This window comes from Peptoniphilus sp. Marseille-Q6390, from assembly GCF_965119475.1.
In genome coordinates this window covers 1166512-1180343 of record NZ_CBCPLS010000001.1, presented here as the reverse complement: position 1 = coordinate 1180343, position 13832 = coordinate 1166512, and the positions used below count along the sequence as shown (strand labels likewise).

Annotated in this window: 15 protein-coding genes; 7 read left to right on the top strand and 8 right to left on the bottom strand. The window is 37.7% G+C overall.

From position 1 onward, the window contains the following. Positions 1-2: 2 nt before the first annotated feature. The 8 genes from ACWPVO_RS05655 to ACWPVO_RS05620 form a co-directional block, all read right to left on the bottom strand. Entirely contained in the window at positions 3-482 is a 480-nt protein-coding gene (locus ACWPVO_RS05655; protein ID WP_454207119.1) for a DUF4825 domain-containing protein, read from the bottom strand. Between the two features lie 158 nt (positions 483-640). Further along, the gene (gene surE, locus ACWPVO_RS05650) at positions 641-1387 is read right to left on the bottom strand and encodes a 5'/3'-nucleotidase SurE (protein ID WP_454207117.1); all 747 of its coding nucleotides are present in this window, start codon (positions 1385-1387) and stop codon (positions 641-643) included. 19 nt (positions 1388-1406) lie between these two features. Next, positions 1407-2192 carry an MBL fold metallo-hydrolase gene (locus tag ACWPVO_RS05645; protein WP_454207115.1) on the bottom strand — a complete coding sequence of 262 codons (786 nt, stop codon included), beginning with the start codon at positions 2190-2192 and terminating at the stop codon, positions 1407-1409. A 57-nt stretch (positions 2193-2249) separates the two neighbouring features. Then, complete coding sequence (locus ACWPVO_RS05640) at positions 2250-3098, bottom strand: hypothetical protein (RefSeq protein WP_454207113.1); 849 nt, start codon at positions 3096-3098, stop codon at positions 2250-2252. A 2-nt stretch (positions 3099-3100) separates the two neighbouring features. Further along, positions 3101-4441 (bottom strand): hypothetical protein, encoded by a 1341-nt coding sequence (locus tag ACWPVO_RS05635; protein WP_454207111.1) that lies wholly within the window; start codon positions 4439-4441, stop codon positions 3101-3103. Beyond that, positions 4422-6230 carry a HAMP domain-containing sensor histidine kinase gene (locus ACWPVO_RS05630; protein WP_412622621.1) on the bottom strand — a complete coding sequence of 603 codons (1809 nt, stop codon included), beginning with the start codon at positions 6228-6230 and terminating at the stop codon, positions 4422-4424. Before ACWPVO_RS05630 ends, ACWPVO_RS05635 begins: the two co-directional genes overlap by 20 nt. Beyond that, positions 6230-6931: a response regulator transcription factor gene (locus tag ACWPVO_RS05625; protein ID WP_005955155.1), complete on the bottom strand. Its 702-nt coding sequence runs from the start codon at positions 6929-6931 to the stop codon at positions 6230-6232. Before ACWPVO_RS05625 ends, ACWPVO_RS05630 begins: the two co-directional genes overlap by 1 nt. 18 nt (positions 6932-6949) lie before the next feature. Continuing rightward, positions 6950-7435, bottom strand: coding sequence for an Lrp/AsnC family transcriptional regulator (locus tag ACWPVO_RS05620; RefSeq protein ID WP_005955134.1), 486 nt, complete (start codon positions 7433-7435; stop codon positions 6950-6952). A 214-nt stretch (positions 7436-7649) separates the two neighbouring features. Here ACWPVO_RS05620 and ACWPVO_RS05615 point away from each other — a divergent pair, with 214 nt between their 5' ends. The 7 genes from ACWPVO_RS05615 to ACWPVO_RS05585 all read left to right on the top strand — a co-directional run bounded on the left by ACWPVO_RS05615 (position 7650) and on the right by ACWPVO_RS05585 (position 13821). Beyond that, positions 7650-8222: a GNAT family N-acetyltransferase gene (locus ACWPVO_RS05615; RefSeq protein ID WP_285043984.1), complete on the top strand. Its 573-nt coding sequence runs from the start codon at positions 7650-7652 to the stop codon at positions 8220-8222. 3 nt (positions 8223-8225) lie between these two features. Further along, positions 8226-9239, top strand: a complete 1014-nt coding sequence (locus tag ACWPVO_RS05610) for a DnaD domain protein (RefSeq protein WP_270674203.1) — start codon at positions 8226-8228, stop codon at positions 9237-9239. After that, on the top strand, positions 9214-10170 hold the full coding sequence (locus ACWPVO_RS05605) for an ATP-binding protein (RefSeq protein WP_285043983.1): 957 nt from the start codon (positions 9214-9216) through the stop codon (positions 10168-10170). The genes ACWPVO_RS05610 and ACWPVO_RS05605 overlap by 26 nt, the downstream gene beginning before the upstream one ends. Positions 10171-10195: 25 nt before the next feature. Further along, a complete protein-coding gene (locus ACWPVO_RS05600) occupies positions 10196-11392 on the top strand; it encodes a pyridoxal phosphate-dependent aminotransferase (protein WP_454207107.1) in 1197 nt (398 codons plus the stop codon). Then, entirely contained in the window at positions 11385-11666 is a 282-nt protein-coding gene (locus tag ACWPVO_RS05595; RefSeq protein ID WP_250341496.1) for a hypothetical protein, read from the top strand. Before ACWPVO_RS05600 ends, ACWPVO_RS05595 begins: the two co-directional genes overlap by 8 nt. A gap of 121 nt (positions 11667-11787) precedes the next feature. Further along, positions 11788-13392: a potassium/proton antiporter gene (locus ACWPVO_RS05590; protein WP_454207105.1), complete on the top strand. Its 1605-nt coding sequence runs from the start codon at positions 11788-11790 to the stop codon at positions 13390-13392. Positions 13393-13416: 24 nt separating this feature from the next. Further along, positions 13417-13821, top strand: a complete 405-nt coding sequence (locus tag ACWPVO_RS05585) for a hypothetical protein (protein WP_195445150.1) — start codon at positions 13417-13419, stop codon at positions 13819-13821. Positions 13822-13832 lie beyond the last annotated feature (11 nt).

Genomic DNA, 13832 nt, shown 5'->3' with positions numbered 1-13832 from the left:
TTTTATTTATTCCAATTATTTATAAAGTCCTCGAAGCTTTCTCTGTCCTTTGATATTGCTTCTAGGCTTGTGTTTTTTTCTTCTAGGATTTCTTCTATCTCCTTCCTGTAGAAGATGAAGATCTTGTCCTTTAGCTCTTTATTTTTTTCTGCCTCAAAGTCTATGCCACTTTCTACATAATAGATCCTGTCGAGGTTGCCTATTAGGGCAAAGCTCTCAATGGCATTGATGAAGAGGTCCTCTCGATTGATGCTAGTGGTGTCCTTCACAAATATTTTAAGTCCATAGGGTGACTTGCTTGAAAGAATTTCAATGGCGCCCACTTGGAAGCCCTTGGGATAGTCTTGGTTTGAAACTATGTGTGAGACCTTTGAGTTGTCGCCGACAAAGTCTGTCTTGTAGTTGTAGAGACTATCTATTCTTTTATTTTGACAGCCGCAAAGGATTAGAACTAGGGCCAAAAAAATATATAGTTTTTTCAAATTCATCACCTCTTTCTTTGATTATATCAAAAAAATAAAAAGTCACTAGGACTTTTTAAATTCTTTATTTACATTATTGTTCTAAAAAATATTCCAAAGATTAATAAGATTAGAAATAGTAAGGTAAATTTATAGTTCACGTTTTTCCTCTCAGATTTTTACTTTAACATTTTGCTTAACTCATTTATAAGAGTTAGGTTAGTTACATCGTACAAGAGTGGGCTCACTGTTGCGTAGCCTTGACCTAAGAAGTGGATGTCTGAATCTTTTTCGTTGTTGTCCTTTGGGAAGCCCTTTAGTCTCATGTTGTAGCTTTCTCCTTCTTCGGATATGTCATAGATTGACATGACGTCGGCTCCAACCTTGCAGACTTCTATCCCCTTTAATTCTTCATAGTCAAGATAAGGGACATTTATATTTAGGACTTGGAGTCTCTTTAGGTCGTCAAGCTTGTTAAAGACTTCTACTGCAACTCTTGCTCCTGTGTCAAACTTTGAGTGACCCTTTACCCATTGAGATGAGACTGCTATGGCAGGTATGTTAAATAGGTTGGCTTCGATAGCTGCTGAAACTGTGCCTGAGTAGAGGACGTTTGTAGCTGCGTTAAAGCCAGAGTTTATTCCTGAGAAGCAGAAGTCGAACTTTTCATCTAATAGGTGGACTGCTGCCCTTACGCAGTCAGCAGGTGTCCCATAGACGCAAAGACTTTTTACATCTTCTAAACCTTCTAGTTTTGTTTCTTGGACCATAAGTGGACTCTTAAAAGTAATGGCGTGGGACTTGCCAGAGTTCTCAACATTTGGTGCTGCAATTGTTACTTTGTGGCCTTCCTTTAGGAGAGCCTTGGCAAGGACTTCTATGCCCTCAGCATTTATTCCGTCATCATTTGTAAGTAGTATGTTCAAATTTTTCCTCCCTTGTTTATTAAAGTTCAAAGACTTTTGATGGCTCGGATCTTGGAGCAACATCTATGGTGTAGTCTGTGTTTTCTTTTTTATGTTCTGATGCAAGCAAGTCATTTATTGTCTTAAGTGCCAGGTCTGGCAAGTTGTTGTCTGTAGATAAGTGACCTAGGATTACCTGTTCTTGTTTCTTTTTTAATATCATAGCAAGAACTTCGCCTGCATTTTCGTTTGAGAGGTGGCCCTTAGTAGAAAGGATCCTCTGTTTTGTTGGATAGGGGTAGGTCCCATTTATTAGCATGTCGACGTCGTGGTTGGACTCAAGATATATTAAGTCTGACCCATCCATTTTCTCCATGGCTTCTTGGTTGACCCAGCCTGTATCTGTGAGAAGAGAAAGTTTTTTGTCCCCCTTGATCACAAAGCCACAGCCACTTGCACAGTCGTGGAAGGTGGATATGGGCATGATGTCTAAGTCCTTAAAGGTGAAGGCCTTGCCATTCTCAAAGATAAAAGTATTCTTTGGGTCCAGCTTTTTCACAGTTGGGAGCATGGCATCTAGGGTCATCATGTTGGAAAAGACTTTTAAGTTGTGTCTTCTTGATAGGACCCCAACTCCTTTGATGTGGTCTATGTGCTCATGAGTTACAAAAACTGCATCAATATCAGAGGGATTTACGCCTATTTTTTTTAAGTTCTCTTCGATTTTTTTGCCAGAAAGTCCAGCATCTATAATAATTTTTGTATCTTTATATTCAATGTATTGGCAGTTGCCACTGGAGCCACTTGCCAAAGAGCAAAATTTCATAAAAACCTCCAATTTTATTGTAACACAGGGACCTAAAATTGTTAAGCTTAGGGGTCCTTAATAGTTGGATAGAACTGTGTATTCCCCATCAGAAAATTTCACCTTCCAGCCTGGTATGGCACGGCCGTTTACTGCACGGGTGATGTCTTCGATGTAGCCTTGGTCTTCTGGGTTAAAGTAAAAGCAAGGAGTAATTTTTTCTATGGTCTTGTCGTAGTAGTCTGTCTTGTTTAACAAGGAGAGAAGGGCCCTTGGAGCAGGTGACAAGTATATCTTCTGATCAGACTTGTCCAAGACGTTGAGCCAGAGCCTATCCATGGACATAACTCCCCTCTTGTCTATGATAAAGTTGGTGTAAGAGGACTCTACTGGTATGTTTTCAAAGACCTTGGTGTAGTTCAAGATGTACTTGCCATCATTTTCTTCGTAATAGCTTAGGTAGATGTCCCTGGTGTCGTACTTTTTGTCTAGCAAAAACTTTTTGGCAATTTTTTGTGCTTCATCTAGGCTCTTGATCTCGTATTTGTTTTCTTCTTTTCTGTTTTCATAGTAGACCCTGCGACCGTTAACTAGGTTTATATATTCGTCGCCGAGGGAAATCTCTGCCAGGTCGGTACTTGGTCTTACCACACTTCCCTTGCCTCCAAAGTATCTTTCCTTTATGTCTTCTTCTGATGAAGTTTCAAAGGCAACTAGGACTGAAGGGAGTTTCCTCCTCCTTCTTGGGATCTTTGTATCCAAAGTAATATTTTTTTCTTTTAAGAGGGCTGTGACTTCCCTTACAAAGTCAATTCTTGTAGACTCGTTTCTCATCCTAAACTTGTTGTAGTTGCTGTAGCAAAACAAGACCACGTTGGCAATTACAAGGGCAATTATTAAAATTTTTTTAATTCTATTCCAATCCATAATTACCTCACCATCATTAGACTTCCATTTTCGACATTAAAGTAGTAGAAGTTACCCATGTAGGTCATTTCATAAACTAGGGTAGGTTCTTCTGCTTCTTCACTAGAGAAAATTAAATAAACAAGGTTTAAGTTTTCTATGGAAGATAGGATCTCCATGACAGGCTTGTTGTTAAAGTGTCTCCTATTCTTCCTTAAAATCTTGTGGATGCCTTCAATAGAAATTTTTTCCTTTTTATAAATTGGGTTGTCATCCTTACGAATGTAGTATTCCCTATAATTTTTTACATACTCGGAGTAGACGTCGATTTCAATAAAGCTGTGGTCCTTGGAAGGAAGGACTAGGGGAATCTGACCGTCTTTTAAGTTGAAGAAAAATCTGTATCCAAGACTGTCGTTGTAGTCGCAAGGCTCAATTTTTTCAAGATAAATCCCAGAGCTTATGCCAGTCTTTTGGGCAATAAATTCTACAGCCCTGTCAAGGGACTTGTTGAGGTCTCTTGACTTGACATCAAAGAGGGACTCAAGGGAGTACTCGATTATACCGTCGCTGGAAAGTGATAGATATTCATTTTCATAGACGTAGGTATTTTTTCCATCAACGGACATTTCCCTGATGTAGTCAATGGGGATGCCCAAAAACCTCTCAGCCAAGTTGGACTTCATACCTTCTTCAAGCTTGCTTAAGCCAGAGACATAGGCAACTTTTTGAAGGGATAGGTAGTCCTCGTCAGGAATGTAGATGTCCTTCTTTATCCCATAGGCCTCGTAGAAGTTCACTGCATGGATTCCCTTGGCCTTAACTTCATCTAAAATTTCATTTATGTCAAAGTCAACTTTAATGTCTACTAGTTTATAAAAATTCTTGCTACCAGAGATATAAATTTCTCCAAGACTGGAAATGTAAATGGAGTCCACGCTTAGGTTGATGTCGTTGGAGTTTCTCTTGTCCCCAATTAGGTTCACAAAAACAGAACCTGATAGGGGTGAGTTAAATTTAAAAACTAAGGACTTTTGCTTTTGAAGCTTTAAGTACTCTTCTGTGTTAATTAGTTTTAGGTTTTCTGAGGTTGCCTTTTGTAGCTTTTCAGAAATATTTTCTCCCGTCATCTTCCAGTAAGAGCCCAAGTTTGTAGTCATGTAGTGGTCTCTCTCACCAAAGTTTGCAATAAGCCTTTGGGGAGTTAAAATTTCTTGCAAGAATTCATCTACATCGCCAATCTTAACCTGGTCCTCGGACTTTGTGTCAAAGGATAGCCAGAGGTTTTTTGATTGAAATACCAAGAGGAGGACTAGGCCTATAAGGATATAGGTTGACGTTGCTTTAGGCAAGTTCTTCATCATTGTTATCACCTTCGCTTGCTTTAAAGAGGAGGGTAATAGTAGTTCCCTCTCCAAAGACAGAATCAACCTTTAGACTGCCTCCAAAGGATTTTATCATCTCATTTGCAATGGAAAGACCAAGACCTGTTCCACCCATTTGCCTGCTCCTGCCCTTTTCAACCCTGTAAAATCTTTCGGTTATCCTTGGCAAGTCTTCCTTAGGGATTCCAATACCATTGTCAGTTACCTTAATCTCTACAAGGTCCCCCTTATTTGTGGCATCAATAATTATTTTCCCATTTTCAGGTGTGTACTTGCAGGCGTTGGAAATAATATTTGTAAGGATTTGGTCTGCTCCGCTTCTGTCTGCGTAAATATCCTTTATATCCATATCAATATTTAATTCAATCTTGTGATTTTTTTGAACTATTAAGATTGATTGAGACTCTATGGCCTCGGCAATAAACTCATAGGTGTCAATGCTTGATAAAGTTAGATTGTCCTTGTTGTAGTCAATGTTGGATAGGTACAAGAGGTCTGTAACAATTCTAGACATCCTGGAGTTTTCCCTGTCGATAATCTTTAAGAAGTTTCTTTGCGATTTCTTGTCAAGGTCGCTATCAAGTAGGGTCTCTGTGTAGGACTTTATAGTTGTGATAGGAGTCTTTAATTCGTGAGAGACATTGGCAACAAATTCCTTACGCATAATGTCTAACATGTGCTCCTTGTCTACGTCTTGCAAAACTATAATTAGCCCAGAGTTAATAAAGGCGTCGGACTTGTAGGGTGCGTACTTGATCTTGTAGAAGGAGTTGGCAATTTTTGTCAGCTCTTCCCCTCGGAGGCTCTCTTCATTTTTGTAGTCGATATTGTAGAGGTTAATGGACTTTAGGTTGATGACCCTGTTAAAGTCCTTCTCAGAAATATTTAAAATCTTCTTGGCAATGGAATTGGCATGGATAAGCCTATTTTTCCTGTCAATGGCAATGACACCTTCTGCCATGTAGTTGAAGATTGTGTCAAGCTTTGACCTCTCAAGGTCCATCTTTTCTATGGACTCACGGAGCTCCTTAGTTAAGAAGTTAAACATCATACCAAGTTCGCCAATTTCGTCCTTGCTCTTGACCTCAATGCTTTGGTTAAAGTTACCCTTGGCAAGGGCCTTTGCCTTCTTAGTGAGGGTACGGATGGGACCAGTGATAGAGTTGGCAATAAAGTATCCCAATATAGAAGTTGTCAAAAGAGAAATCAAAGTTGCGTAAGTAATAATTACCTTGGAGTCCTCTATTACAGAGTAAATTGAATTTAGGTTTCTCGTCATATAAATAATGGCAAGTATGTCCCCATCGCCAGATAGGATTGGCCTTGCAATGTGTTTTTCCACATCGCCTAGGTTTTTGTACTCAACAATTTTTTCGCGAGTCTTGCCTCCTGCTGCATCCATAACAAGCTTTGGCTCGATAAATTTCACTGAGTAGGCATCTTCAGCCTCCTTGGGAGAAATATTTTGCGTGCTTGCAAGGATCTTTGGAGCCTTGTCTGGTGAAATTACATAGGCAGTTTCTTCACTGGAAATACCCCAGTCTTTTAGCGTTGCGTCAAGCTGGGGTAGATTTCTATAATTATTATCTTTAAAAAATGCCGATGTTGTTGTGGCAAGTGTGTCCATGGTCTTAACCATAGAGGAAGTGGCAGTTTCTATTTGCACATTTTCCAGTCTATCTATGATAAAAGTAGATGCGATAAACATGGAAATAAGAACTAGGACCACATAAATTAAAATAAATCTAGACTTAATGGAGTGGTTCATTAGGCTTCACCATTATCTGATGCAAAGAAATATCCAACTCCCCTTTTAGTCTTGATGTATTTAAAGCCCTTTTTCTCATCTTCGATTTTTTCACGGAGTCTTCTAACAGTAACATCAACTGTTCTTATGTCGCCATAGTATTCATACTCCCAAACTTCTTCAAGGAGCTCTTCCCTAGAGAAGACCCTTCCTGGGTAGGAAGCTAAGAACTTTAAGAGCTCAAACTCACGTAGGGTAAGTTCAATTACCTCATCGCCTCTTAGGACTTGGTACTTGTTTAAATCAATTTCAAGATCCATGACCTTTAAGATAGATGAATCGTCTTTCTTGTCTGGGCTATCAAACCTTCTTAGGACGGCCTTGACCCTTGCAAGGAGCTCCCTCATAGAGAAGGGCTTTACAACGTAGTCGTCTGCTCCAAGCTCAAGACCCAAGACCTTATCAACTTCTTCTTCTCTTGCTGTCAGCATGATGACAGGAACATCAGAAGTTTTTCTTATTTCCCTTAGAGCTTCAAAGCCATTTAGCTTTGGCATCATTATGTCGAGAAGGATTAGGTCGTAATTATTTTCTTTTGCAAGAGCAATAGCTTCTTTGCCATTGCAAGCTGTTTCAACAAGATAGCCTTCCTTCTCAAAATTAAACTTTATAATATCAGAGATTGCAGATTCGTCATCTACAACTAGTATTTTTTCTTCCATAAAATCATCCTTTGTTAACTATTCAGTATCAACCCTTGTAAAAATTTCGTCGTTTCCCTTTTCGGAGTAAAGAATAAGAAGGGTTTTAGTATCAAGTATACCATCGATTTTTAAAATCATATCATAAAACCTTGTGAGGTCTGAAGTATTTATTGTTTTAATCCTAAGCATGATACAGTGTTCGCCTGTGACCCTGTAGCATTCAAATATTTTAAATTTTTCATCTTGGATTCCCATTATCTTAGCGATAAGGCTCTTGAAGTCGTTGGTGTTGACCTTGCAGAGGACATAGGTGTCCACGTTGTAGCCAATCTTTTGCCAATCAACTAGGACCTTGTAGCCCTTGATGTAACCAGCGTCTTCCATTTTATATATTCTTCTATGGATAGCAGGCCTTGTTAGATTCAATTTTTTTGAAATGTCTTCGTGGCTCATGCGTCCATTCTTTCTCAAGAGCTCAAGAATCTCAACATCAATTTCATCTAAATTGTCATTTTTTCTCATAAAAATTCTCTCCTGTTACGAATTGTATAAAATTTATTAATAACCTTACTTTATTTTATCATAAAAGCTTAAAAATTAAAGAAATTTAAACAATGTAAATTAAATAATTTATCTTTTTGCACAATGAGAATAAGTCTTATTCATAAATTTGAAAATTCTTATACTCCTTTATAGACAAGTTAAAATAGTATATAATAATCAAAGGAGGCTCTTTATGGAAAATTATCCAGACCTTTGTTTTAGGAAGATGAACTTAAGAGATGTCTTTACTTTTAGAAATTGGGGACGTCATGAATCGCCACTTTTTTTGGAGTATAATTTTATTGAAGAGTCTGAAGAAGATATAATAGAGTGGTTTAAGTGGAAGACGAGAAGGCCCCTATCAGAATATTTTGTAATCCAAAGCGATGAAAAAATTATTGGCTACTTGTCTCTTAAAAACATAAATAAAATTTTAAAGAAGGCAGAGCTTGGCATTGTATTAGATCCCAATTACATAGACAAGGGGATTGGCAAAAGGGTACTTGAGCTCTTCCTCACTTACTTAAAGGAAAGAGGCTTCAAGAAAATATTTTTATTTGCAGCCCACTACAACAAGAGGGCAATAAGATGTTATGAAGAGCTTGGTTTTAAAAAGAGATACAGCTTTCTCATGAAGTTTCCCAATGGAAGCTATGATGAAAGTCTTCCTGACTTTTATGAAAACAAGTCTTCCTTTAAGATTATTTTAAACAAGACTTTTAACTATGCTATAAAGATGGACTTAGATCTGGAAAGAGATTGGTGAAATATGTTTTTACTTGAAAATAATAAATACGACCTTGGAGAAACTTCCATTGAGAATATTTTTATAAATGATTTTATGCCAGGAGCCAATGGCGAGTTTGTAAAAGTTTATCTCTTGGGTTATAAGTTTGCCAAGGAAAATAGGACTGATATTACTAACGAAAAGCTCGCCGATTATCTTGGTATTCTTGAGTCCGATGTCAATAGGGCATGGGCCTATTGGAAGAAGATGGGCATAGTTGAAATAGAAGACGACAAGCTTAAGTTTGTAAACCTTAAGGAACTCTACATCAAAAATGTCTACAACCTAAAGGCAGAGGAAAAGAAAAAAGACAAGGGTTATTCAGAAGTTGTGGCAAACCCAACCTATGCCAACCTGCTCACTAGGGCGGAGTTCCTCATGAGGGAGCCCATTGCCCCTATGAAGAAAATCGACATAATAAATTGGATTACAGCCTACAATATGCCTGCTGATTTAATTGAGGAGGCCTTTTTCTACACAACAGAGATCAAGGGAATTTACAACATTTCCTATGTAGAGCAAGTTGTGAGAAACTGGTCCAGAGACAACATCAGGACCATGGAAGATGTTGAGCAGTCCTACATTGAGCACGACATAAAATATTATAGGTACAAGAAAATCATGCGATACATTGGAGTGGACAAGCAGTTTAGTCAAGTTGACTTTAACATTATCAACTCCTGGTTTGATGAATTTAAATTTTCTAAAGACTTAATCTTGGAGGCCTGCAAGAGGACTTCAAAGATTTCCAAACCCAATGTCAATTATGTTGATGCCATCCTCATGAAGTGGAAGGACTTGGATATAAAGTCACCTGAAGATGTTGAGGAAAAGGATCAAAAGAAAAAGAAGAGAAAGCCCACAGCCTTTCACAACTTTAAGCAAATAACAGCAAATTATTCAGAAGACGACCTCTTTGATGTTGCCATGAGAAAACAAAAAGAGGGTTTTAAAAAGCTAGGTGTTGATTATGGAACTGACGGCAAAGATAAGTAATTATTATGAAGAGTTGAGGAGAAAAAATTCTGTAGTCCACGAGAAAAGGCTAGAGGAAATTTATAAAAAAATTCCTGAAGTTAGGCAAATTGATGGCCTAATAAGGGACATTGCACTTAGGGTCTCTATGGATCAGATAACAAATCCAGATGCTGACAAGTCTCTTGAGGCATCAGAAAAAATTTACAATTTAAAGATACAAAAGATGGACTATCTTGAAAAGAATGGCTATCCAAGAGACTACTTAGAAGAAATTTATACTTGCAAGGACTGCCACGACACTGGCATAAATGAAGATGACGAGAAGTGCCACTGCCTCAAGAAATTAATTGTGTCAGAATTATACGACATGTCCTCAATTTCCTATATGCTAGACAAGGAGAACTTTGACAAGTTTGACTTAAATGTCTTTTCTGAAAAAGTTTATGAAAAGTATGAAATGTCGCCAAGAGAAAATATGAAAAATATTTTGGCGATTTCTAAAAAATACATCAGGGACTTCAAGGAAGAAAATGATTTAAACCTCCTCCTTTGGGGACCAACAGGTCAAGGCAAGACCTTTCTTCTAAATTGCATTGCGGCAGAACTTATAAAGAGCGACGTCATAGTAATTTATCAAACAGCCTATGAGATTTTAAAGACTATAGAAGATAGGAAGTTTAAAAATATAGAAGATGACAAGTACAATCTTTATTTTGAGGCAGACCTCTTAATAGTTGACGACTTGGGAATTGAGTTTGTAAATTCCTTTACAGCTTCAGAAATTTTTAACATTATAAACACGAGACTTTTACGTGGCAAGAAGACATTAATTTCTACAAACTTGTCGCCAAAGGAATTGTCAGAGACCTACACAGACAGGGTCTTTTCAAGAGTTTTTCAAAAATTTGTCCCAATTAAATTTTTTGGACCAGACTTAAGATGGCAATGAGATAGAGGGATTGAAGGGAGAAAACATGAAATTATCAAAGAGAATTCAAGAAGTAGAATATTCAGCAGTTAGGAAGTTGACACCCTATGCAGATGCTGCAAAGGCAAGGGGAATAAAAATTTACGAATTAAACATTGGGGCACCAGACGTTGAAGTGCCAGATGTTTATTTTGAGACCTTTAGAGATGTAAAAAAGGGACCTCTTCCTTATGCCCATGCCCAAGGACTCATTGAACTTAGGGAGGCAACTGCTAAATACTACAAAAACAGGGGAATAAATTTTGATGCCAAGGACATCTACATCACTGACGGTGCCAGCGAGGCCCTTGTATTTACTTTTCAAACAATTTGTGACGAAGGCGACGAAGTTCTAACAACTGATCCCTTCTACACAAACTATAGGACAGTTTTCCAACAACTTGGTATTGAAGTTGAGGCCTTTAAGACTGACCCAAAAGAAGGTTTTGCCCTTCCAGAAATTGAAGAAATTGAAAAACACATAAATGACAAGACTGTAGCAATCCTACTTTCAAACCCAACTAATCCAACAGGAGCTCTTTACTCAGAAGAGGAAATTATGAGAATAGTTGAGCTTGCAAAAAAACACGACCTATACATTGTTGCAGATGAAGTTTATAGGGAATTTGTCTACGATGGCAACGACTACAAGTCCTTTGGAGAAGTCCAAGGAATTGAAGATAATTTAATTTTACTTGACTCCATCTCCAAGAGGTTTGGAGCTTGTGGGGCAAGAATTGGTTCTATTGCATCAAAGAATCCAGAAATTAAGGATGCCATAAATAGACTTTGTAACTGCAGGCTTGCTGCGCCAACTCTTGAACAAAAGGCAGCAGCAAAATTATATGGAATAGACCCTTCTTACCTTGAAGAAGTGAACAAGGAATACCAAAAGAGACGTGACCTTATCTACGAAGAACTTATAAAAATTCCTGGAGTTACTGTAGAAAAACCAAAGGGAGCCTTTTATGTTATGCCAAAGCTTCCTGTTGACGACACAGAAAAATTTGCAATTTGGCTAATCGAAAACTTCCAAATAGATGGAGAAACTTTGATGTTTGCACCTGCTGCAGGTTTCTTTAAGAACAAGGAAGAAGGAAGGCAAATGGTAAGACTTGCCTTTGTATTAAATGTTGACGATATTAGAAAGAGCATGAGGATTTTAAGAGAAGGCATTGAAGCCTATGCGAGGGAAAATGAATAAGGACAAAATTTTAAAAATTTTAGAAAAAATAATAATCTTTTTAGTTACCCTAATAATGGTTTCTGTCCTTGCCAACAACTACCTAAGGGTTAGTGAGGGGGCAATAAATGACGGACTTAGGATGGCGCAGATTGTCCTAGCAATTGCTATAATTATCCTAACTCTTATTATGGCAGTCCTCACTAAGAACAAGAGACTTTTCTTTGTACTAATTGGATTTTATATTTTAACTGGCGTGCTCTTTTATATTTTTAAATCAGCAAACAGAATTTAAAATATTAGGAATTATTTTACACTTTAACGAGATAAAAATGCTATAATCACATTAAATGGGGACTGTCACTGGGCAGTTCCTTTTTAAAAATAGATTTTTCAAATTAGAAAGAGGAGAATTTATGAATCTATTACTAATAACAGTGATTCTTTTACTGGCAATGATTGCCACAAAAATATCCAACAAGTCGGGCCTACCTGCCCTATTGCTTTTCTTGGTTTTAGGAGTTTTGTTCTCGGCACTAGGCTATGACTTTAACAATTATAAAATTTCAGAGAATATTGCAACAATAGCACTTATGATAATAATTTTTTATGGGGGCTTTGGTACCAACTGGAACATGGGGAGAGAAAGAGCAAGAGAATCAATTATACTTGCCAGCCTTGGAGTTCTTGCAACAGCCTTGATAACAGGAGCCTTCTGCCACTATGTCTTGAAGTTTGACTTCTTAGAGTCCATGCTACTTGGATCAGTTGTGGCATCGACAGACTATGCCTCTGTATCAAACATACTTGTATCAAAGAACCTAAACTTAAAATATAAGACAGCATCTCTACTTGAAATCGAAAGTGGATCAAATGACCCCACAGCCTACACCATGACCATGGTCTTCTTGTCACTTCTATCAGGCTATAGCGTCTCCATTCCAATAATAATTTTGCAACAAGTTGTCCTTGGCATAATTGGAGGATTTTTGCTGGGCTTTGTCTTTATGAAACTTATAGAAAAACTCTCCCTTGATGAAGACGGACTTTTTTCAGTATTCATTGCAACTTTGATGATAGGAACTTATGCCCTTACTCAAAGCCTTGGCGGAAATGGATTCTTGGCACTTTATGTCCTTGGAATTTACATTGGCAACCACGAGTTCAAGAAGAAGAGAGACGTTGTATTTTTCTTCGACGGCCTTTCAACAATTTTTCAAATTGCCATGTTCTTCCTCTTGGGACTCCTATCAGACATCCACTTAATAATGGATGCCCTTCCTATAGGCTTTATCCTTGCAATCTTCATGCTAATAATAGCAAGGCCACTTTCAGTCTTTGGACTAATGGCACCCTTTAAGATGAAGAAAAACCAACTTGCAATAATTTCCCTGGCAGGACTTAGGGGAGCAGCTGCCATTGCCTTTGCCATAATGGTGGTAAACTCTGGAGTAAGTCTATCCATAGACATCTTCCACATAGTTTTTGTAATTTGTATTTTTTCACTTCTCATCCAGGGAACAGCTCTTTCTTTTGCAACGAAAAAAGTTGATATGTACGACCCCGATGATACAGTCCTAAGGACCTTTAACTATTATTCAGACAAGACAGACATTGGATTTATTAAGACCCATGTTACAAAAATTTCTCCATGGGTTAATAAAAAAATATCAGATATTGAACTTGCCTTTAACGTTATAATCGCAAAGATAGAAAGAGACCATAAGAGTATAGTCCCAAGAGGTAACACCTACCTGAGAGATGGGGATATACTTGTCCTTGGTGGAGAAACTTACTTCGACTACACAGGCGAAGACCTTCATGAGATAAAAATTTCTGAGACTCATCCTTGGGCAGGCAGGATGGTAAAGGATCTCCACATAAGAAAAGATGAACTTATAATAATGGTGCAAAGACCTGATGGAGAAATAATTGTCCCAAGGGGCAACACACTTTTAAAGTCTGGGGACAGGGCAATAATCTCTAGGGAGACCAATGAAATAGAAGACCCAGCTAAGTAAAAAAAAAGTATAAAGGAGAATTTTATGTCACAAGAAAAAGAATTAAAAGAAGCTCGCCAAGCCTTACTTGACCTTAAAAATGAAATTGATAAGACCATAAAGCTTACAGAGAGTGCATCAAGATGGGGACTTTTTGATCTCTTCGCAGACTCTGGCCTAGTTGGACTTGTAAAAAGAGGAAAGATAAAAGACATCAACAGTAACTTAGAGATAGTTAGGGATAAATTAGAAGTTGCAAAAAGAGAACTAAATGATATTAGGATTGACCTTGATGTAGAGATCCCCGACTCAACTTACGATTTTTTTGTTGATGTAATCTTTGACAACATCTTTACAGACCTACGTGTAAACGGGGAAATCAGAGAAATTAGAGAAAAATTAGAAGACCTTGGAGACAGGGTTGATGAACTCTTGAGAAAAATAAATTAAAAATTTTCTTG

Coding starts and splice junctions, on each gene's coding strand:
- ACWPVO_RS05630 (WP_412622621.1), bottom strand. CDS start 6,230: ATGAACCACTCCATTAAGTCTAGATTTATTTTAATTTATGTGGTCCTA.
- ACWPVO_RS05585 (WP_195445150.1), top strand. CDS start 13,417: ATGTCACAAGAAAAAGAATTAAAAGAAGCTCGCCAAGCCTTACTTGAC.
- ACWPVO_RS05640 (WP_454207113.1), bottom strand. CDS start 3,098: ATGGATTGGAATAGAATTAAAAAAATTTTAATAATTGCCCTTGTAATT.
- ACWPVO_RS05605 (WP_285043983.1), top strand. CDS start 9,214: ATGGAACTGACGGCAAAGATAAGTAATTATTATGAAGAGTTGAGGAGA.
- ACWPVO_RS05615 (WP_285043984.1), top strand. CDS start 7,650: ATGGAAAATTATCCAGACCTTTGTTTTAGGAAGATGAACTTAAGAGAT.
- ACWPVO_RS05625 (WP_005955155.1), bottom strand. CDS start 6,931: ATGGAAGAAAAAATACTAGTTGTAGATGACGAATCTGCAATCTCTGAT.
- ACWPVO_RS05645 (WP_454207115.1), bottom strand. CDS start 2,192: ATGAAATTTTGCTCTTTGGCAAGTGGCTCCAGTGGCAACTGCCAATAC.
- ACWPVO_RS05635 (WP_454207111.1), bottom strand. CDS start 4,441: ATGATGAAGAACTTGCCTAAAGCAACGTCAACCTATATCCTTATAGGC.
- ACWPVO_RS05620 (WP_005955134.1), bottom strand. CDS start 7,435: ATGAGAAAAAATGACAATTTAGATGAAATTGATGTTGAGATTCTTGAG.
- ACWPVO_RS05600 (WP_454207107.1), top strand. CDS start 10,196: ATGAAATTATCAAAGAGAATTCAAGAAGTAGAATATTCAGCAGTTAGG.
- ACWPVO_RS05595 (WP_250341496.1), top strand. CDS start 11,385: ATGAATAAGGACAAAATTTTAAAAATTTTAGAAAAAATAATAATCTTT.
- ACWPVO_RS05590 (WP_454207105.1), top strand. CDS start 11,788: ATGAATCTATTACTAATAACAGTGATTCTTTTACTGGCAATGATTGCC.
- ACWPVO_RS05610 (WP_270674203.1), top strand. CDS start 8,226: ATGTTTTTACTTGAAAATAATAAATACGACCTTGGAGAAACTTCCATT.